16 protein-coding genes and 1 pseudogene are annotated in these 20,323 nt (G+C 65.5%); 13 read left to right on the plus strand and 4 right to left on the minus strand.

Annotated elements, in window-relative coordinates; all coding sequences use genetic code 11:
- Positions 1-136: 136 nt before the first annotated feature.
- The 6 genes and pseudogenes from ACH0BU_RS02570 to ACH0BU_RS02595 all read left to right on the plus strand — a co-directional run.
- On the plus strand, positions 137-640 hold the full coding sequence (locus ACH0BU_RS02570) for an NAD-binding protein (protein WP_500263811.1): 504 nt from the start codon (positions 137-139) through the stop codon (positions 638-640).
- A gap of 244 nt (positions 641-884) precedes the next feature.
- Positions 885-3,752, plus strand: a complete 2,868-nt coding sequence (locus ACH0BU_RS02575; protein WP_500263687.1) for an ATP-dependent Clp protease ATP-binding subunit — start codon at positions 885-887, stop codon at positions 3,750-3,752.
- A 13-nt stretch (positions 3,753-3,765) separates the two neighbouring features.
- Positions 3,766-4,389, plus strand: a complete 624-nt coding sequence (locus ACH0BU_RS02580; protein ID WP_500263688.1) for an NADH dehydrogenase ubiquinone Fe-S protein 4 — start codon at positions 3,766-3,768, stop codon at positions 4,387-4,389.
- A 91-nt stretch (positions 4,390-4,480) separates the two neighbouring features.
- On the plus strand, positions 4,481-5,098 hold the full coding sequence (locus tag ACH0BU_RS02585) for an HdeD family acid-resistance protein (RefSeq protein WP_500263689.1): 618 nt from the start codon (positions 4,481-4,483) through the stop codon (positions 5,096-5,098).
- Between the two features lie 56 nt (positions 5,099-5,154).
- Positions 5,155-5,727, plus strand: coding sequence for a DUF308 domain-containing protein (locus tag ACH0BU_RS02590; RefSeq protein ID WP_500263690.1), 573 nt, complete (start codon positions 5,155-5,157; stop codon positions 5,725-5,727).
- A 355-nt stretch (positions 5,728-6,082) separates the two neighbouring features.
- A pseudogene (locus tag ACH0BU_RS02595) lies at positions 6,083-6,961 on the plus strand (YifB family Mg chelatase-like AAA ATPase); the annotation flags it as partial.
- A 4-nt stretch (positions 6,962-6,965) separates the two neighbouring features.
- Here the strand turns inward: ACH0BU_RS02595 and ACH0BU_RS02600 are convergent.
- Positions 6,966-8,576: a putative bifunctional diguanylate cyclase/phosphodiesterase gene (locus ACH0BU_RS02600; protein WP_500263691.1), complete on the minus strand. Its 1,611-nt coding sequence runs from the start codon at positions 8,574-8,576 to the stop codon at positions 6,966-6,968.
- Between the two features lie 197 nt (positions 8,577-8,773).
- Between ACH0BU_RS02600 and ffh the strand changes: the two genes are divergently transcribed.
- From ffh to rimM, 3 genes are all read left to right on the plus strand, one after another.
- Positions 8,774-10,279: a signal recognition particle protein gene (gene ffh, locus ACH0BU_RS02605; RefSeq protein ID WP_046410221.1), complete on the plus strand. Its 1,506-nt coding sequence runs from the start codon at positions 8,774-8,776 to the stop codon at positions 10,277-10,279.
- Positions 10,280-10,363: 84 nt separating this feature from the next.
- Complete coding sequence (rpsP, locus tag ACH0BU_RS02610; protein ID WP_046410223.1) at positions 10,364-10,819, plus strand: 30S ribosomal protein S16; 456 nt, start codon at positions 10,364-10,366, stop codon at positions 10,817-10,819.
- 143 nt (positions 10,820-10,962) lie between these two features.
- Entirely contained in the window at positions 10,963-11,481 is a 519-nt protein-coding gene (rimM, locus tag ACH0BU_RS02615) for a ribosome maturation factor RimM (RefSeq protein WP_500263692.1), read from the plus strand.
- 24 nt (positions 11,482-11,505) lie between these two features.
- On the opposite strand, the gene ACH0BU_RS02620 is transcribed toward rimM, so the two are convergent.
- Entirely contained in the window at positions 11,506-12,357 is an 852-nt protein-coding gene (locus ACH0BU_RS02620; RefSeq protein WP_500263693.1) for an aspartyl/asparaginyl beta-hydroxylase domain-containing protein, read from the minus strand.
- Positions 12,358-12,519: 162 nt separating this feature from the next.
- Between ACH0BU_RS02620 and ACH0BU_RS02625 the strand changes: the two genes are divergently transcribed.
- Positions 12,520-15,459 (plus strand): M16 family metallopeptidase, encoded by a 2,940-nt coding sequence (locus ACH0BU_RS02625; protein ID WP_500263694.1) that lies wholly within the window; start codon positions 12,520-12,522, stop codon positions 15,457-15,459.
- Positions 15,460-15,503: 44 nt separating this feature from the next.
- Here ACH0BU_RS02625 and ACH0BU_RS02630 read toward each other — a convergent pair whose 3' ends face one another.
- On the minus strand, positions 15,504-16,409 hold the full coding sequence (locus ACH0BU_RS02630; RefSeq protein WP_500263695.1) for an NAD(P)/FAD-dependent oxidoreductase: 906 nt from the start codon (positions 16,407-16,409) through the stop codon (positions 15,504-15,506).
- A gap of 100 nt (positions 16,410-16,509) precedes the next feature.
- Here ACH0BU_RS02630 and ACH0BU_RS02635 point away from each other — a divergent pair, with 100 nt between their 5' ends.
- The 3 genes from ACH0BU_RS02635 to rplS are packed head-to-tail and all read left to right on the plus strand — an operon-like array spanning position 16,510 to position 19,161.
- The gene (locus ACH0BU_RS02635) at positions 16,510-18,042 is read left to right on the plus strand and encodes a serine hydrolase domain-containing protein (protein ID WP_500263696.1); all 1,533 of its coding nucleotides are present in this window, start codon (positions 16,510-16,512) and stop codon (positions 18,040-18,042) included.
- Positions 18,039-18,770, plus strand: a complete 732-nt coding sequence (gene trmD / locus ACH0BU_RS02640) for a tRNA (guanosine(37)-N1)-methyltransferase TrmD (protein WP_500263697.1) — start codon at positions 18,039-18,041, stop codon at positions 18,768-18,770. Before ACH0BU_RS02635 ends, trmD begins: the two co-directional genes overlap by 4 nt.
- A 1-nt stretch (position 18,771) precedes the next feature.
- Positions 18,772-19,161, plus strand: a complete 390-nt coding sequence (gene rplS, locus ACH0BU_RS02645) for a 50S ribosomal protein L19 (protein WP_046410233.1) — start codon at positions 18,772-18,774, stop codon at positions 19,159-19,161.
- A 99-nt stretch (positions 19,162-19,260) separates the two neighbouring features.
- Here the strand turns inward: rplS and ACH0BU_RS02650 are convergent, their stop codons facing one another.
- On the minus strand, positions 19,261-20,289 hold the full coding sequence (locus ACH0BU_RS02650; RefSeq protein ID WP_046410235.1) for a potassium channel family protein: 1,029 nt from the start codon (positions 20,287-20,289) through the stop codon (positions 19,261-19,263).
- Positions 20,290-20,323 lie beyond the last annotated feature (34 nt).

Here is a 20,323-nt window from a genome sequence, read left to right on the forward strand (position 1 = left end):
ACCCCCAGGCCGGCGAGTGCGGACAGATCCTTGAGACCCTCAAGGGACAACCGCCGAGCGACTGCAAATTACAGATCATGACCTCATTCAGAAGGAGAGTGCCGAGGAGGCAATCGTCCGGGACCGAGCAGGCGGTCTGACGGATCATGTCGTTCTTGCAGGCTGCGGTCCCGTGGGCCGCCTCGTGGCAACGGCCTTGGAGGATTGTGGCGTGCGCTATGTGGCGATCGAGCGCGACCCGGATCGTCTTCGCCAGGCGCAAGCGCAAGGTCATAACGTGGTGTTCGGCGACGCCACTCGGCGCGGCATTCTGAGGGCAGCGGGAGCGGACAGAGCCACAGCCGTCGTCGCGCTGCTGAATTCTCGGCAACGGCTCGAACACCTCATTCATGAAGTCAGATCGTTGGATGCAGGGCTACCGGTAATTGTAAGTACGCGAGACGCCTCCGCCCTGGAGCCGTTGGTCCGGGCTGGAGCTACCCACGTGTTTCCCGAGAACCTCGCGGCAGGTTTAGCGCTAGCCACGCAGACCCTGATCACCCTCGGCGTTCCAGCGCGTGATGCGGTTGAGAGGATCCGCGCGCTGAGGGTGGAACTCAATCCCGAACTTGCAGGGCTACCGCTGACCAACACCAAGTAAGTTAAGAAAAGAATTTCAGGCACGCGATCGAACCGGATTGGGCGCCGTTCGTTTGTCATCACCGACGGACGACGGTTCGCCCTACGGAGATCGAGCGTCGCCGCAGGCGGAGCAAGCTGGACGGGGTGGGCTGATGAGCTTCAGCGCGCGCATGTCCAACTAGGGCGCGACGCACTGAGCGGCGCTTATTCGAGCGTTCGGGTTGTAAGGCGTTAGCAGAAACACACTCAGCGAGATCGCGACTATGGCTTCCCAACTTTGCGACATCTGTCATCAAAGACCTGCCACCGTTCAGGCAACGGTGCTCAGCAACGGCGAGCGGCAGCAGATGAAGCTGTGCGACGTCGACTACCGGCGCCTTGCTCGTCAGAGCCGACAGAGCTCACCGCTTGAATCACTCTTTGGCGGTCGCGGTAATCTGTTCGACGACTTTTTCGGCGGAGACTTCTTCGGGAGTAGCCCGCTTGGCCGGGCGCGGAAGCGCGGGGATCCTTCTGATAATGGGGACGGCGGTACGGCCATTCCAACGGGCGCTGGACGCGGTCGCGCACGTGGTCGCGGCGCCGCAGCGGGCGTTGCGGAGCGCCTCAGCGAGCATGCCGAGGAAATACTGCAGGGCGCCGCCCGGCGCGCGAGCGACTTTGGGCGGCGCGAGGTCGACACCGAACATCTGCTTTTTGCACTGACGGAGAGCGATGTCGTCCGCACCATCCTTGAGCAATTCAAGGTATCGTTGGACGACTTCCGGAATCAGATCGAAACGGAAACCCGTCGCGGCGATGCTGAGGACAGTGAGGGCGGCGAGATCGGGGTGTCGCCACGGCTCAAGGACGCGCTCTCCCGTGCTTTCGGTGCATCACGGGACTTCGGCCATTCTTATGTTGGTCCAGAGCATCTGTTAATCGGCCTCGCTGAGGAGGGTGAAGGCGTCGCTGCCGACCTTCTTCGCCGATACGGCCTCACGCCGCAGGCGATCCGTCAGCAGGTGACGAAGGTGGTCGGCCGAGGCGCCGAGGAGGGTCGGGTCGACACGCCGACGAACACGCCTAATCTTGATAAGTATGCCCGCGATCTCACCAAGCTCGCGAGGGATGGCAAGCTCGATCCCGTCATCGGCCGCGCGCGCGAGATCGAAACGACCATCGAGGTGCTAGCGCGCCGGAAGAAGAACAATCCCGTGCTAATCGGTGAGCCCGGCGTAGGAAAGACGGCCATTGTGGAGGGTCTTGCCCAGCGCATGGTGGCTGGCGAGGTGCCCGAGGCGCTGCGCGACAAGCGCCTAGTGGAGCTTAGCATCAACTCAATGGTGGCCGGTTCAAAGTATCGCGGTGAGTTTGAGGAGCGGGTCCAGCAGATACTGGAAGAGGTGCGCGCGCAGGAGGACAGCCTCGTCCTGTTCATCGACGAGATCCATACCATCGTCGGCGCCGGGCAAGGCGGCGGCGAAGGCGGGCTCGATATCGCCAACGTGTTCAAGCCCGCGCTGGCCAGAGGCGAGCTCAACCTCATCGGCGCAACCACGCTCAATGAGTATCAGAAGCATATCGAGAAGGATGCGGCGCTCGAACGCCGGTTCCAGCCGGTGCTCGTGCCAGAACCGACCGTCGCTCAGGCAATCATGATTTTGCGTGGGCTTCGAGACACGCTGGAGGCGCACCACAAGGTGACGATTACGGAAGAGGCGGTCATCGCCGCAGCGGAGCTTTCGGACCGCTACATCACCCAGCGCTTTCTGCCGGACAAGGCGATCGACCTCATTGACCAGGCGGCGGCGCGCGTGAAGATTTCCGCGACGGCGCGGCCGGTCGACGTGCAGGAATTGGAGGCGGAGCTCCGGCAGCTCGAGCGCGAGCGCGATTATGCTACCTCCCGCAAGCAGTTCGACCGCAGCCAGGATATCCAGAATCAGGTGGATGCGAAGAACAAGGAGCTAGAGCAGGCTAGTGATGCATGGCGGCGCGAGCGGGGTTCCGCGTCGGCCGAGGTCCGCGTCGAGCATATTGCACAGGTCGTCTCGAAGCTTACCGGCGTGCCGGTGAACGAGCTCACCACGGAGGAGCGCGAGCGCCTGGTGAAGATGGAGGAACGCCTTCACGAGCGGGTGGTCGGCCAGGAGGAAGCGGTGAAAGCCGTCTCCGATGCAGTCCGGCTCGCCCGAGCGGGTCTCCGCGAGGGGCGCCGCCCCATCGCGACGTTCCTGTTCTTGGGGCCGACTGGCGTCGGCAAGACGGAACTCGCCAAGGCGCTTGCTGAGACGGTCTTCGGCGACGAGGACGCCATGATTCGTATGGATATGTCCGAATATATGGAGCGCCACACCGTCGCCCGGCTGATCGGCGCGCCTCCGGGCTATGTTGGCTATGAGGAAGGCGGGCAGCTCACCGAGCGCGTCCGGCGCCGGCCCTATTCGGTCGTGCTTCTGGACGAGATCGAGAAGGCTCATGCCGATGTCTACAACGTGCTCCTCCAGGTGTTCGACGACGGGCGGCTTACCGACGGGAAGGGCCGCGTGGTCGACTTCACCAACACGGTCATCATCGCCACCAGCAATCTCGGCGCGCAAATCATTCAGCGCGACCTTCAGACCCGGGATCGGCGCGAGCCGGGCGGCGAGGAGCGACTGCGGGGCGAGCTGATGGATGTGCTGCGCGGCCACTTCCGTCCTGAGTTCATAAACCGCATCGACGAGATTATCATCTTCCACGCGCTTGGCCGCGAGCAGATCCGGGATATCGTCCAGCTTCAGCTGGAGCGGGTGATCCGCACCGCCCACGGCCAGGGGATCACGCTCGAAGTGGACGACAGCCTGCTCGAACACCTCGCCGCCGAAGGGTTTAAACCGGAGTTCGGCGCTCGCGAACTCAGGCGCCTGATCCGTTCACAGCTCGAGACGAAGCTTGCCCGCGAGATGCTCGCCGGCAACATCAGCGAAGGGGACGCGGTGATCGCGCATTGGGATCGCGGCGATCGGCAGGTCCGCCTCGATCCGCGCCCGACGCCGACAACGTCTGACACGCCCCCAGTGGATGCCTCGGAAGGTCAGCCGTCCGATACACCGTCTGCCGAAGGCGAAAAAGCAGACGCTCAGGAAACAGCGGACGCCGCAGAATAAGGAGGACCATCTCGTGGCCTATGCGGGTTCCGAGTATTCGTCGCTGTCGAGGACGGATAATCAGTCGCGTGCCGTCCCCCGCCTGCCCGGCACCTCGTTGCCGGCTTACGACACACTGCCGGTGGCGCACATCCGCCCAGCCGACCAGCTTGTGAGTTCATCCCGCCCCACCCGCAAGGGATGGACACTCGAATTTGGCCGCTCGTCTCGCGCTTTGGTCGACCCGCTGACTGGCTGGACGGGCAGCGCCGGTCCCTTTTCGCAGGTGAGACTCACGTTTCCCGATCTTCAGAGTGCGATCCAGTATGCGGAGCGACAGGGTTGGCCGTACGAGGTACAGGAGCCTTCGCCGCGCCGGCTGACGCTTCAGTCCTATGCTGACAACTTCAAGTATGACCTCTCCGGCGCTCTGCACTGGGGTCAAACTTGGTCAGGACCGTTGTTCGGTGAGCGGGATCGCGCGGCCTTAAAGGTCGCCCTGAGGTCCGACGCTGCGAAAGCCGGCGGCGACACTTATGCTGGGGTCCCGCTGCGCGAACCTTCTCACGATCCTAACCTCGACAAGGTCGAGGAAGCGTCACTGGAATCTTTCCCCGCTTCGGATCCACCAGCATTGACAGGAGCGGCAACCGGCTAGCCGGCGCGGGGGCCCACTCGAGGCCTGCGCCAACCGAGGTTTCCGCAGGAGGGCGGTTTCACGGAGCAAAACACAGTATCGGAGGCAACAAATGGCGACGACGAGTGGAACAGCGGCACCTACCGAACAGCAAGAGAATGCAGGTCAACTTCCCAAGATCAATTGGGGATGGTTCCTGCTGCGCGGGCTGCTCGCCATCGCGCTCGGCATCGTCTCGTTACTGTTCCCCGTTAGCGCGCTGTTCACCTTCACGATGTTCTTCGCCGCTTACGCCTTCGTGGACGGCGTTGCTTCGGTGGTCAGCGGCATCAAGGGAGCCCGAAACAAGCAGGAGCGCTGGTGGGCGCTGATTCTGCGCGGCCTCGTCGGGATACTTGTTGGAGCACTCTTTTTGCTGGTGCCGATCCTCAGCACGATCACCTACGCCTACATCTCGCTTGCGACGATCGCTGCCTGGTCCATCCTCACCGGGGTCTTGGAGATTACTGCTGCAATTCGGCTTCGTAAGGAAATCAAGAGCGAGTGGCTGCTTGGCTTGTCAGGCCTGCTGTCGATCCTCCTCGGCCTGGGTATTCCGCTTATCCTGATGAGTGACCCCCTTGCTACTATCCTCTCGGTGGCGTGGATGATCGGCATCTTCGCTTTCGCCGCTGGTATCGTGCTCGTAGTGCAGGCGATCCGACTGCGCGGAAAGGCGAAGGCAGCCTGAATCGGTCGACCGCAGAGGATCGCGGGGCTCGTCGTCGAGACGCAGGCGAAGACGTTTTGCGACGCGCTGCGTGGACTTTCGGTGCGGGCGTGTTGTCGCTAACTTTAGGGCTGCTGATTGCCGTATTTCCGCTCGTCGACCGCGCTCTGTTCACCAGCTCGGTAGGCTGGCTTCTCCTCGCGAGCGGCGCTTCCGAACTACTTGCCGAGTTCGTCGGACGCCGGTCTTTGCAGCCTCGAAGCTTCATCGTTCTTGCCCTGCTCACGGCCGCCGCAGGAGCAATTCTCCTGCTGAACCCGGCACTCGAGTTCTTGACGATGCTCAATCTCGTCGCTGCCACGCTTGCTGTTCGCGGCATGGGTGTTCTGATCGCCTCCAGGTTCGTTGAAGACCGGATGCGACCGTGGCTCATCGCACGCGGCCTAGTCGATCTCTGCTCCGCAGTCTTATTGCTCCTTTCTGCTCCTATCGCGGCCTTCGTCGCGCTGATCTTCGGCGGAGGCGACTGGACGTGGGCCGGAGCGGAGGCACTCGGCGTTTTGCTAGGAGCCAGCTTCGCGATCGAAGGCTTTTGTGGGCTGGCTATGGCCGTCGCTCAGCGCCAAACCCGCCTCAGCGAGCCCGGTTAGTCCGTAACGGCGGTAGCTGAACTCCATAACGGCCGGGATCGGTTCGCTGCCGCATTGCACGTCGTGCTCGCGATTCGTTCGGCTCGATCCTGGCATACATTTCGTCATGAAGCCGATGGCAAATTGGCGTCCGGTGCGCCCGGGCTGGATTTTAGATTTCCGAGCCTCAGGCAGCGGTTCCCCGCATGCGAATGCTTGTGCACGTCCTCTGGCACGAGGAGGTATAGAGACCGCAATGTCCGCTCTCCGGTGATCGCACCTAAAGGCGGACCGTCTGCTTGCGGCCCACAAGCTGCCTCTGCTCAGCCTTACACGCTTATCCACAGACACGTCGATTGTCGGTGTAGCCATATCGAACCTGCTGATGGTCGGGCCGCCGGGTGCCGGCAAGTCGCTGATGGCATCCTGTCTGCCGGGCATCCTGCCTTCGCTCGATCCGGCCGAGGCGCTGGAAGTGTCGATGGTGCAATCGGTGGCGGGGGTGTTGGAGAACGGACGGCTAACCCGCACCCGGCCGTTCCGCGCGCCGCATCATTCAGCCTCGATGGCGGCGCTTACCGGCGGCGGGCTGAAGGTGCGGCCGGGCGAGGTAAGTATGGCGCATCTGGGGGTCTTGTTCCTCGACGAGCTGCCCGAATTCCAGCGTGCGGTGCTCGACTCGCTGCGCCAGCCGCTCGAATCCGGCACGGTCAGCGTGGCGCGCGCCAACGCTCATGTGACCTTTCCGGCGCGTGTGCAGTTGGTGGCGGCGATGAATCCCTGCCGCTGCGGCTATCTGGGTGACGCCGGGCTGGCCTGCGCCCGGGCGCCGAAATGCGCCGCCGATTACCAGGCGAAGGTATCGGGCCCCTTGCTGGACCGGATCGACCTGCATGTCGAAGTGCAGGCGGTGAGCGCCGCCGACCTGATGCTGCCGCCGCCAGTGGAGGGGTCGGCGCAGGTCGCCGCCCGCGTGGCGCAGGTGCGGGCGATCCAGCAGGAGCGATATCGCGACCGCGGCATACGGACGAATGCGGAAGCCGATGGCGATGTGCTGGAGGCGTTCTGCGCGCCGGATGCGGCGGGACGTGCACTGCTGGCGCAGGCGGCGGGGACGATGCGGCTGTCAGCGCGCGGCTATACCCGCATCCTGCGCGTCGCCCGGACGATTGCCGACATGACGGGTTCCGACACCGTGGGACGCATCCATGTGGCGGAGGCGCTGAGCTATCGCCGGCGAGCGCCGACGAATTGAGGGGTTAGCCGGCGAGGCGGTGATCGGGATCGAGCAGCGGCGCGCCGGGGGCAAGGAGGCGCCGCTCCGCCAGGAGCCTGCGCGTGTTGGCCGAGTTCATCGGCCGCCCGTAGAGATAGCCCTGGCCGCGTGCGCAGCCGAGGTTGCGCAGCCAGCCCTCCGTCTCGATGTCCTCGACGCCTTCTGCGGTTACCGGCAGGTTCAGGCTGGAGCCAAGGCCGGCGATGGCGCTGACCACGGCGGCGCTGTCGCTGTCGCTGGCGACCGCCTTCACCACGCTCCGGTCGATCTTGATCCGGTCGAACGGCAGCGCGCGCAGGTGGCCGAGGCTGGAATGGCCAGTGCCGAAATCATCCAGCGCGACGCGGATGCCCTGGTTCTTGAGGCTGCCGACGATCGACTGAGCGAGCGGCAGGTTTTCGAACAGCGCGCCTTCGGTGATCTCGATCTCCAGCCGATGCGCGGGGAAGCCGGTTTCGAGCAGGAGCTTGATGATCTTCTGCGGCAGCCAGGCGTCGCGCAACTGCGCGGGCGAGATGTTGATCGACAGGCTGAGCGAGGGATCCCAGTCGCGCGCGGCATGGAACGCCTGACGCATCACGGCCAGCGACAGGTCGGCGATCATGCCGGTCTGTTCGGCGATGGTGATGAACCGGTCTGGCGGGATGATGCCGTGGACCGGGTGGTCCCAGCGGGCGAGCACTTCGAACCCGAACAACTGGCCGGTGGCGAGGTCGATCTGCTGTTCGAAATAGGGGATGATCTGGCCCGCCGGAATGGCGTCGCGCAGCGCCTGTTCCAGTTCGTTGCGCGCCTGCAGCGCACGCGCCATCGCCGGATCGAACCAGCCGACGCGGTTTCGCCCGGCTTCCTTGGCGGCGCACATCGCGATTTCGGCCGCGCGCGTCAGCGCGTCGATCGAGCCACGCTCCACGTCCGACCGTGCAAGGCCGATGGTAGCCGTGATCTGAATGCCCGCGCCGTCGATCTCGATCGGCTGCGCGAGGTGGCTGACGAGGCGCTCGGCTATACGCTGTACGGTATCGGGATCGCGCGGATCGAAGACGAAGGCGCAGACGAATTCGTCCCCGCCGAGCCGTCCGGCCAGTGCGAAAGGTGGCAGCTCGGCCTGGATCTGGCTGGCAACGCGGGCGAGCAGCTTGTCACCCGTGGCGTGGCCATGGAGTTCGTTCACCGCGCGAAAGCGATCGAGATCGACCAGCAGGAGCGCGGTGGCGCGGTGCCTGCGCGACGCATCGAGCAGCATGGCGCTGCCCTGCTCCGTCAATGCGCGACGATTGAGCAGGCCGGTCAGCGGATCGCTCGTCGGCGTCAGACGGGTACGAGCGCTGTTCGCCAGCCGCTGCCCGACCAGCTGAGTGATCTGGCGATGGCGGTGCCACCCGAGAAGAATGAGCGCGACGTTCAGGAGAAGCGCGAGGACCATCAGTTCGTCGATCGCGCCGCCGAACCTGCGCTGCAGAAGGGTGGCGGCCGTCGCACCGAGCAGCGCCACGAACAGCCCGATCGCGGCGATCGTGATACGGCCTGCAGGGGTAGCGCGCGGTTCAGCAGAACCATGCGAGACCTGGGCGGGGGGCGCCGAGTCTTCCATCTCGCCCCATGATGCGGCGGGGCCATGTATAATTTGTTAACTGCCCGATGCTTGCCCCGCAGCGCGGTTTGCCGTACAGGCCGCGCAACGTTCCGAGTTGAACGCTGAAGACAAGCGCCCATTGTGGTGCACGCTGGCCGGCGAGGTTTCGCCCGCCGGCGCTTTTGCGTTTGGGCGGAAGAAAGGAGTTTGACGCGATGTTCGACAGCCTGAGCGACCGTCTTGGCGGTGTATTCGACCGTCTTCGCGGCCGTGGCGCGCTGACCGAGGCCGATGTCCGGCAGGCCATGCGCGAAGTGCGCATCGCGTTGCTGGAGGCTGACGTCGCCTTGCCCGTCGCGCGGCAGTTCGTCGAAGAGGCCACCGAAAAGGCGATCGGCCAGAACGTGCTGCGCTCGGTGACTCCGGGGCAGCAGGTCGTCAAGATCGTCAATGACGCGCTGGTCGCGATGCTCGGCGGCGACGATCCCGAAGCGGCCGAGCTGAAGATCGACGTCACGCCGCCCGCGGTGGTGATGATGGTCGGTCTGCAGGGGTCGGGCAAGACGACCACGACCGCGAAGATCGCCAAGCGCCTGTCGGGCGGCAAGGCGGGCCGCGATCGCAAGAAGGTGCTGATGGCGTCGCTCGACGTGAATCGCCCGGCGGCGCAGGAGCAGCTGGCGACGCTGGGCAAGCAGATCGAGGTGCAGACGCTGCCGATCGTGGCCGGGCAGCAGCCGGTCGATATCGCCCGCCGCGCGCTTCAGGCGGCGAAGCTGCAGGGCTTCGACGTGCTGATGCTCGACACGGCCGGGCGCCTTCACGTCGACCAGGCGTTGATGGACGAAATGAAGGCGGTGGCGGAAATCGCCACGCCGCAGGAAATCCTGCTCGTTGTCGATTCGCTGACCGGCCAGGACGCCGTCAATGTCGCGCAGAGCTTCTCGGCGCAGGTGCCGCTGACCGGCGTGGTGCTGACCCGGATGGACGGCGATGCGCGCGGTGGTGCGGCGCTGTCGATGCGCGCCGTCACCGGCAAGCCGATCAAGTTTGCCGGCGTCGGCGAAAAGATGGACGCGCTCGAGGCGTTCCATGCCGAGCGTGTCGCTGGCCGAATCCTGGGCATGGGCGATGTCGTCAGCCTGGTCGAAAAGGCGGCGGAGTCGATCCAGCAGGAAGACGCCGAGCGCATGGCGGCGAAGCTGGCCAAGGGCCAGTTCGACATGGACGACCTGCGTGGCCAGCTGGCGCAGATGCGCCGCATGGGTGGCCTCGGCGCGCTCGCCGGCATGATGCCCGGCATGAAGAAGGCGCAGCAGGCGATGGCCAACGGTGCGGTCGACGAACGCATTCTGCTGCGCATGGACGCGATGATCACGTCGATGACGCCGAAGGAGCGATCGAAGCCCGAACTGATCAACGCCAAGCGCAAGATCCGCATCGCCAAAGGCAGCGGCACGACCGTTCAGGACGTGAACAAGCTGCTGAAGATGCACCAGGAAATGTCCACCGCGATGAAGAAGATCCGCAAGATGGGCGGTATCAAGGGCATGCTGGCGATGCTGGGCAAGGGTGGTCCTGGCGGCGGCATGGCCGGTATCGGCAACGCGCTGGGCGGGCCGGAGCTTGGCGACATGCTGGGCAAGGCCGGCGGCGGGCTCCCTGGTCTGCCGGGTGGTGCGGGCGGCCTGCCGCCCGGATTTCCGAAGTTCAAGAAGTAAGCAACCGCCCCACTGGGGCACGATGATCAACAAAGGATCCCCGCCGGCGCGGGGGCGTGAAATCAGAAGGCAAGGAAGACTACAATGGCACTCAGCATTCGCCTGTCGCGTGGCGGCTCCAAGAAGCGTCCGTACTACCGCATCGTCGTGGCTGACGCCCGCAGCCCGCGTGATGGCCGCTTCATCGAGAAGATCGGCAACTACAACCCGCTGCTCGCCAAGGACGACGAGAAGCGCGTCGTGCTGAACGCGGAGCGTGCGAAGCACTGGCTGAGCAATGGCGCGCAGCCGACTGATCGTGTCGCCCGCTTCCTCGACCTCGCCGGCGTTCGCGAGCGTGCAGCCCGCAACAACCCGAAGAAGGCCGAGCCGGGCGAGAAGGCCAAGGAGCGCGCCGAGGAGCGTGCCGAGAAGCTGAAGGCCGCTGAGGAAGCGTCGCAGGCCGAGACCGAGGCCGTGATGGCCGCGGAAGTCGACGCAGCGACCGAGACGCCGAGCGCAGAGGCCGAGAAGGTCGCCGACGCGACGGCCGAGCAGTAAGCATCAAATCGGGTCATGGCGCGTTTTCCTTCGGCAGCGAAAGGAACGTGCCATGACCGTCGACCCCAAGCCTCACGCGCCAGACCCCAGGACCGCAAGCGATGACGACGAACAGGTCGCCAGCAACGAAGGAGTCTCTGCGAGTGAGCCCGCCGAAGGCGCAGACAACGCCCCAACAGGCGGCGAAGGCTCCCCCAACGGGTGAACCGCAGGTCGTCCTGGCGGTCATCACGGGGGCGCACGGCATCGGCGGCGAAGTGAAGCTCAAGCTCTTCGCCGATGATCTTGCCAGCTATACCTCCTTCAACAATGGCGCGCTGACGCTGAAAAGCGTGCGCGGAACGATCGCTCGGTTTGCGGAAGTGAAAGACCGCACGGCCGCGGAAGGATTGCGCGGGCTGGAACTGTCGGTTCCGCGCGCCGCCTTGCCGCCGTTGGAAGAGGGTGAATATTATCATGCCGACCTGATCGGCCTGCCAGCGGTATCCGACGCTGGCGAGACGCTGGGCCTCGTCGTTTCGGTCGAGAATTTCGGCGCCGGCGATGTGATCGAGGTCGAACGCCCGACCGGCAAGCGTTTCATGGTGCCGATGACGCCGCAGGCGGTTCCGGAATGGGATGACAAGCGGCTGGTGATCGCAGCGGCGTTCGCCGACGCCTGATACGGGCGGGTTAGCCGGCGGCGATCAGACGTCCATCTGCTTCACCGCCGCATTCCACATTGAGATGTTGTTGCGGGCCTCCTGCACAAAGGCGGAGCGGCGCACGAAGCCGAGGAAGAAATCCGCCAGCCACTTGCCGGGATTGCGCAGCGGCCGTTCGAACTGAACGAGAAGCACCACGCGGGTGCCGCTGGTCTCGTTCCACACTTCGTGATCATAGGTGTCGTCGAACACCAGGGTTTCGCCCTCGCGCCAACGCACGATGCGGTTGTCGACGCGCATGCGCACGTCGCCGTCATCGGGCACGATCAGGCCGAGGTGGCAGGTGATCAGCCCCTTCGAAACGCCGCGGTGCGCGGGAATGTGTGTGCCGGGCGCCAGGATCGAGAAGAAGGCGCTGTTCAGGCCGGGGATCTGCTCGACGAGGCGGGCAGTGGTGGGGCAGCGGTCGGCGTTCTCGTCGATGCGATAGCCGTAGCCCCAGATGAAGAACGACCGCCACATGTTCACCTGTGCGATCGACCGGTGGTCGGGCGAGATGGTGGCGAGGCTGGGCGCGGCCTGACCGCGCAGTGCGACATCGATCGCCTCTGCGCGGATCGCGTCCCAGTTGTCGCGCAGCAGCTGCGTCCAGGGGAAGGTGCGCACGTCGAGCACGGGATCGTTCGACACCAAAGATGACGAGGCGATCAGCCGGTCGAAGACTCCGCGCAGATGCTTGCCCACCCGGATGATCAAGGGACGGTTCGGATCAGCCTTCATCTCCGCTGAGGGGGCGGGCGCGCCCGAGATCGCGCAGACATCCGGGACCAGCACCGGCGCGATTGCTCGTTTGTCAGCTGCCAGGGAATCGCGGGCGGGAGAGATGGTGTTCACGATGCCTATCCGTCTTCTGATATTGGCGTGCGCGCAGCAGGCCAGGACGTTCATGGCGATCGACTAGGGACGGATCAGGTCCAAAACATGGCGAGGAAAGGGTGATCGAAAGATCGCCGGGGGGTGTGGCGGCAGCGTGTCGGGCAAGCTAGAAGCAGCCGCATGACCGCATCTTCGCGCGCGCTTGCTGCGCCGTTCGCCGTTGCTTCCCTTGTCGCGTTGGCGGCCGTTCCGGCCATCGGACAGCAGGCAGCGCAGAAGGCAGCTGCCACCGCCAGCCGGGCAGTGGCGGCCACTGCCGCGCCTGTGCAGGGCACGATCATCGATCCTGCAACGGTAAGGGTCGACACCTCGCCCTGGCTGTTCAAGGGATCGGACATTCCGCCCGACCCAGCGTGGAACTTCGGCGCGCTGCCCAACGGCCTGCGTTATGCCGTGCGCAAGAATGGCGTGCCGCCGGGGCAGGTTGCAGTGCGGGTACGCATTGATGCGGGATCGCTGAACGAGACCGATGAGGAACGCGGCTACGCCCATCTGATTGAGCATCTCTCGTTCCGGGGCTCCAAATACGTGCCCGACGGCGAGGCGAAGCGGGTGTGGCAGCGGTTCGGCGCGACCTTCGGGTCGGATTCGAACGCGCAGACCACGCCGACCCAGACGGTCTACAAGCTCGACCTGCCGGCCGCGACCGAGGCGAACCTGGACGAGAGTCTCAAGATCTTTGCCGGGATGATGTCTGAACCGGGCATCAATGCGCAGGGGCTGGCCGCCGAGCGGCCGGCGGTGCTGGCCGAGCAGCGCGAGGCGCCGGGTCCGCAGGTGCGCCTGTCGGACGCGCGCAATGCCCTGTTCTTTGCCGGGCAGCCGCTGGCCGACCGCTCACCGATCGGCAATGTGAAGACGCTGGAAGCGGCGACGCCGGCCAGCGTGCAAGCATTCCACCAGCGCTGGTATCGTCCTGGGCGGACGGTGGTGATCATTTCTGGCGACATCGATCCGGCAGTCGCCGCGCGCCTGGTGGTGAAGAACTTCGGCGGCTGGAAGGGCGTTGGCCCCGATCCGGCGGACCCCGACTTCGGCAAGCCTGATCCGAAGGCGACGCCGACCGCGGCGATCAACGAGCCGTCGCTGCCGCCGCTGGTCATCAGCGCCACGCTGCGTCCGTGGACCTATCAGGACGATACGATCATCTTCAACCAGAAGCGGCTGGTGGACCTGGTGGCGATGCGGGTCATCAACCGGCGGCTGGAGGATCGCGCACGCGCCGGTGGCAGCTTCCTGCAGGCGAGCGTGAACCTGGAGGATGTGGCGCGATCCACCAACGGCACCTTCGTCAGCATCGTGCCGATCGGCGACGATTGGGAAGCGGCGCTGAAGGACGTGCGGGCGGTGATTGCCGACGCGATGACCAATGCGCCGAGCCAGGCCGACGTCGACCGCGAGACCGCAGAGTTCGAAGGCGCGATGCGCAATGAGGTGGAGACCGCACGGGTCGAAGCCGGCGCCAAGCAGGCCGACGACATGGTCCAGGCGCTCGACATCCGCGAGACGGTGGCCGGGCCGCAGGAATCGTACAACATCTTCCTCGACGCCAAGAAGAAGGGGATGTTCTCCGCGGCTGGCGTGCTTGAGTCCACCCAGCGCGTGTTCAAGGGCGACGCGCAGCGCGCCATCGTCAACACGCGCATGGCGGACCCCGGTGCGGCCGCGAAGCTGGCGTCGGCGCTGACGGCGGACGTGTCGAAGCTGGCCGGACGGCGGGATCGTCAGTCGAAGGTCGATTTCAAGGACCTGCCGAAGCTGGGCAAGCCGGGCAACGTGACGGCGCGCGAGACGATTGCGGACCCTGGGATCGAGAAGGTGACCTTCTCCAACGGTGTGCGGATGCTGATGTACCCGAATGCGTCCGAGACGGGTCGCGTGTACCTGCGGGTCCGCTTTGGCCGCGGATATAGTGCGCTCCCAGCTGACAAGCCGACGGCGGCCTGGGCGGCGGATAGCGCGCTCATTCCTGGCGGGATCGGCAAGTGGAATCAGAGCGACCTCGACGCCCTGACCACGGGCCGCCGCATGGGGCTAGATTTCGATATCACTGACGATGCATTCGTCATGAGCGCCATGACGACCCCGGGCGACTATGCCGACAATCTGGCGTTGATGGCGGCCAAGCTGGCGGCGCCGCGCTGGGATGCAGCGCCGGTTCTGCGCGCCAAGGCTGCTGCGGTGGCGGGCTATGCCGGGTTCAATTCGTCGCCGGACGGCGTGCTGTCCCGCGATCTGGAGCGGCTGTTGCGCAATGGCGATCCGCGCTGGGGCCCGCCGACGCGCGAGGAGATCGATGCTCTGACGCCGGAGGGGTTCCGCAAGCTGTGGGAGCCGCTTCTGGCCACCGGCCCGATCGAGGTCGATGTGTTCGGCGACGTGACAGGTGACGAGGCCATTGCAGCCGTCGCGAAAACGTTCGGCGCGCTGAAGGCCCGCACGGAAGCGCCGGCGTTGTCGCCCGGCGCGGCTTTCCCGGCGCACAATGACGTGCCCGTGACGCTTACCCATGAGGGCGCGGACACGCAGGCGGCGGCGGTGATCGCCTGGCCGACCGGTGGGGGCAGCGCGGGTATTGCGGAGAGCCGGCGCCTGGACATCCTGTCTGCAATCTTCGGTGATCGCCTGTTCGATCGTCTGCGGTCGGTGGCAGGCGCGAGCTACAGCCCCAGTGCGGTCAGCCAGTGGCCGATGGGGCTTACGTCGGGCGGGCGTATGATCGCAGTCGGCCAGGTAGCGCCGGAGAATGTCGACCTGTTCTACAAGCTGAGCCGCGAGATTGCGGCGGAGCTGGTGTCAACGCCGGTCAGCGAGGACGAGCTGCGCCGCGCGGTCGGGCCGATGATGCAGTATCTGGCGCGCGCATCGTCGGGGAACCAGTTTTGGCTGCTGCTGGTGAACGGCGGCGCCTATGACCCCAATCGGCTGAACGGCGCGCGCACGCTGGTGAGCGATTACATGGGCATCACCCCCCAGACGTTGCAGGCAACCGCCGCCAAATATCTGCGGCCGGAGAAGGACTGGACGCTGAAGGTGCTGCCGAAAACGCCAGCGAAGTGATGCGACAGGCGCCGTCTCATTCCCGGGAATGAGGCGGCGTTTCCTTATCTGCGGAGAGGGCGGCGCTCGCTGAGTTCGTTGCGGATCGTGGTTGCTGCCACGCCGGCCTGACCCATGGCGTGGCTGATCTGATCCAGCCCCTTCACCACGTCCCCGGCCGCATAGAGGCCGGGAATGGTGGTGCGCTGATGTTCGTCGGTGACGATACAGCCATCGTCGGTGCCGCGTGCGCCGGCACCCAGCGCAAGTTCCGAGCGGATCTGTGAGCCAAGCGCCGGATAGACGCTGTCGAAGCGGAGGCGACCGTGGGCGGTGTCGAAGGCGAGCTGGTCGCCCTCGATCGCGTAATGGTCGCACGGACCATCCACCCGCGTCACCCCGGCGGCGTCCAGCGCATCGGCACAAGCGTCGTCGAGCATGTGTTCGGCATCGGGAGCGATCAGCGTGACATCGCGCGTATAGCCGCGGAGGAACAGCGCCTCGCGCATCCCGTGCGTGCCGGTACCGATGACCCCGACGCGCTTGTCGGTCACTTCATAGCCGTCGCAGATCGGGCAGTAGCGGAGGAGGCCTCGCTGCAGCGCCTCGTCGTGCAACGCCGCCTCCATCCTTGGCCGGTTGTTCACCACGCCGGTGGCGAGAAGGACGGTGCATGCCTCCACGGTCGTTTCCCCTGTACGCACGACGAAATGGTCGTCCACCGGCTCAACCGCGGTGACCTTTGAGTCGTGCGAGCGAACGCCGAACGAGGCGGCTTGCTGCCGCATGCGGGCGAGCAGATCCTTGCCGCTGATCCCGCCGGGAAAGCCGGCGTGATTGTGCGTGCAGGGGATCAGCGCGGCCCGGCTCTCGCCGCTGTCGTACAGGGCGATGTCGAGGTGGAAGCGGGAGAGGTAGATGGCGGCGGTCAGACCTGCCGGGCCGCCGCCGATGATGACGCAGTCGTGCATGGCCTGCCGAGCGCATTGGTCGCTTTCTGGTTCCCTGGCTCGGCGATTGACGCGGCGCGGGGGTGCGGTATCGCTTCGGCAACTAACCGGGGGGATGACGATGAAGATCCGCGCGCTTTCTGCGGCCTTGTTCCTGACGCTGCCAGTGGCCGCAGCAGCGCAGAACAACGCCGTACCCGCGACGACGACGCCTGAGGCGAAGCCTGCGGCGGCCACGTCGATCGAGGCGATTGAGCCGCAGATCACGGGCTTCTTCGACAGCTGGATGAAGAACGCGCATGTGCCGGGTCTAGTCTATGGCGTTGTGAAGGACGGCAAGCTGGTGCTGGTCCGGGGCCTGGGCGTTCAGGATATCGCCAGCAAGAAGCCGGTGACCGCCGACAGCAGGTTCCGCATTGCGTCCATGTCCAAGGCGTTCACCGCCATGGCGATCCTGAAGCTGCGCGACGAGGAGCGCGTGTCGCTCGACGCGCTGGCGGAGCGATACGTGCCCGAGCTGCGCAACTGGCGCTATCCAACCGCTGACAGCCGGCGGACGCGGGTGGCGGACCTGCTGCATCACACGGCGGGGTTGGTGGAGGATAATCCCTGGGGCGACCGGCAGCAGCCATTGTCGGAGCCCGCGTTCACCGCGATGCTGAAGGCCGGCGTGCCGCTGGCGCAGGCGCCGGGTCTGCGCATGGAATATTCCAACCTTGGCTATGCGACGCTGGGGCGGATCGTCAGCAACGTCTCCGGGCAGCGGTATCAGGATTATATCCGTAGCAGCATCATGACCCCGCTGGGCATGACATCGACCGGCTATGACGTGCTGAACGGGCCGCAGGACCTGCGTGCCCTGGGCTATCGCTGGCAGGACAATGCCTGGGTGCGTGAGCCGGACATGGCCGATGGCGCTTTCGGTGCGATGGGCGGCGTACAGACGACCGCCAACGATTACTGGCGCTGGGTGGCGTTCCTGCTGTCGGCGTGGCCGGCACGCGACGATCCCGACAAGGGGCCGATCAAGCGTGCGACGGTGCGCGAGATCGTCGAGGGGTCGAACTTCGTCAACACGGTGGAGCGGCCCGGCGCGTCAGGCCGCCCATGCCGGGTTGCGAGCGCCTATGGCGTGGGCTGGCAGGTGGTGAACGACTGCGACGTGGGGCGCATCGTGACCCATTCGGGCGGCTACCCCGGCTATGGTTCGATCGTGATGCTGCTGCCGGATGCTGGCGTTGGTGTGTTCGCCTTCGCCAATCGCACGTATGCCGGGCCTGGCCTGCCCGTATCGCAGACGCTCTATGCGCTGCGGCAGGCGGGGCTGGCCGAGGAGCGTACGGTGCCGGTATCGCCCGATCTGGCGCGGGCCTATGACATCATGCGTGACGTGTGGCGCAGCGGGGATCCGGCGCGGGCGCCGCTGGCCAACAATGTCGTGCCCGATCGTGATCTCAACCGCCGGCGCAAGGATATTGCCGAGCTGAAGAAGCAGGTTGGCGCATGTCGTACCGATGCCGCGATCGAGCCGATCTCGGCAATGGAGGGAACCTTCACCTGGGCGTGCGCCAACGGCAATGTCGCGGGACGGGTACAGCGCGCGCCGACACCGGCGTTGAGTCTTCAGGTGTTGAGCTTTACCGCCGCCAAGTGACCTTTCATGCGACCGTCCTGACGCTGTATCCCGAGATGTTTCCCGGGCCGCTTGGCTTTGCCATTGCCGGCCGGGCGCTGGCGGAGGGGCGATGGTCGCTCGACGCCGTCAACATCCGGGATTTCACCACCGATCGCCATCGCACCGTCGACGATACGCCGGCGGGGGGTGGCGCTGGCATGGTGCTGCGGGTCGACATCCTGGCCGCTGCGGTCGACGCGCAGGGGCAGGGGCGGCCGGTGCTGGCGATGACCCCGCGCGGCAAGCCGCTGACCCAGGCGCGCGTGCGCGAGCTGGCGGCGGGGCCGGGCGCCGTGGTGCTGTGCGGGCGGTTCGAGGGGTTTGACGAACGCCTGTTTGAAGGCCGCGAGATAGAGGAAGTGTCGATCGGCGACTATGTCCTCTCCGGCGGTGAGACGGCGGCACTGGTGCTGCTGGATGCTTGCGTTCGGCTGGTTCCCGGCGTAATGGGCGCCGCTTCAAGCGGGGTCGAGGAAAGCCACGAAAGTGGCCTGCTCGAATATCCGCATTATACCCGACCTGTTGAATGGGAAGGGCGCACGATCCCTGAAGTGCTGCGATCGGGGGATCATGCGAAAATTGCCGCTTGGCGCCAGCGCCGGGCGGAGGAAGATACACGGCTACGGCGGCCGGACCTGTGGGAGCGCCACGTCGGTGCTCGGGTCAACCGCCCTCTGGCGCGCGGCGACGATGTGGGAAAAAGTTGAGATGAACCTGATCCAGCAGCTCGAGGCCGAGCAGATCGCGAAGCTGACCGCGAACAAGAAGATCCCGGAATTCCGCCCTGGCGATACGCTGAAGGTCGGCGTGAAGGTGGTCGAGGGTGAGCGTACCCGCGTCCAGAACTACGAAGGCGTGTGCATCGCGCGGTCGAACAAGGGCATGGGTTCCTCGTTCACCGTTCGCAAGATCTCCTTCGGTGAGGGCGTCGAGCGCGTCTTCCCGCTCTACTCGCCGAACATCGATTCGATCGAGGTCGTCCGCAAGGGCGCCGTGCGTCGTGCGAAGCTGTACTACCTGCGTGGTCGTACGGGTAAGTCGGCGCGTATCGCCGAGCGTCGCGACAACCGTCCGGCGAAGGCCGAAGCCGCCGAATAAGCGGTTCGGAACACATTCAAGGAAGGCGTCGGCAGCAATCTGCCGGCGCCTTTTTTGTTGGAGCGGCCGCCGGCGGGCAGGGCGGCCGTGCACTCTAACTCAGCTCTGCCCTGTCCCGCGAACGATCTCCACGATCCGGTCGCCAAGCTGTATGTTCTCCGCCTCGCGCTGGTCGAAACCGATGCATTCGCCATTGCGAAACATGCGAACGCCAAGGCCCGTCGTGAGCGCGCTCAGCGGTCGCCCGACGTCCTCGGGCGTCGCGTCCCGCTCGCGCAGCGCAACCCGGCCATGCGCGGCGGCGAGGTCGGTCAGATATTCCGCCACATGCGGCCCGTTGGTGGAGCCCGCGAGGAGCAGCCCGGCGAAGCTCGCCGGATTGATCACGACATCCGCGCCCGCCTGCCGCGCCAGCGGCTCATTGTCGTCGGACCGGACCACCGCGCTGATGCGCACGTTTTCCGACAAACGGCGCGCGGTCAGCACGATCAGGATCGTGGTGTCGTCCCGCCCGGCTGAGACCATGAGGGTGGACGCCTGCGCCACGTGGGCGATTTCCAGCGTCTTGTCGCGGGTGGCATCACCATCAAGGACGACAGCGCCGCATTGTTCGGCATCGGCCAGCGCGCGCTCGTCACGGTCGATGACGACGATGTTCGCCGGATCGCATCCGCGCCGCTGCAGTTCGCGCAGCGCCTCCGTTCCGCTCGTGCCGTAGCCGGCGATGACGACATGGCCGGTGAGCCGGCGCTGGATGACCTTCATGCGCCACCGATACCATGTGCGCCGAAGAAGGAAGTCATAGGCCGTCCCCAGGAAGATCAACCAGACGAACAGGCGGATTGGCGTGACGACGAAGGTGTCGAACAGCCGAGCGCTGTTGGTCACCGGAACGATATCGCCATAGCCGACCGTCGTCACCGTGATCATGGTGAAATACAGAAGGTCGATGAAGCTGATGTGGCCGTCGATATTGTCGCGCAGCCCCTCGCGATCGAGCCAGTGGCCGACGAGTGCGATGCCGACGAGCAGAAACGCGAGCAGGATACGCAGGCCCAGGCTCGCCCAATCGGGCAGGCCGCTGCGTCGACGCAGGTGAAGCTCCTCGTCGCGATTCTTCAGACGCATGACATGGCTGTAGAGCAAGCGGCGGTGGCTTAGC

Source organism: Sphingomonas olei, from assembly GCF_045369765.1.
GTDB lineage: Bacteria > Pseudomonadota > Alphaproteobacteria > Sphingomonadales > Sphingomonadaceae > Sphingomonas > Sphingomonas panaciterrae.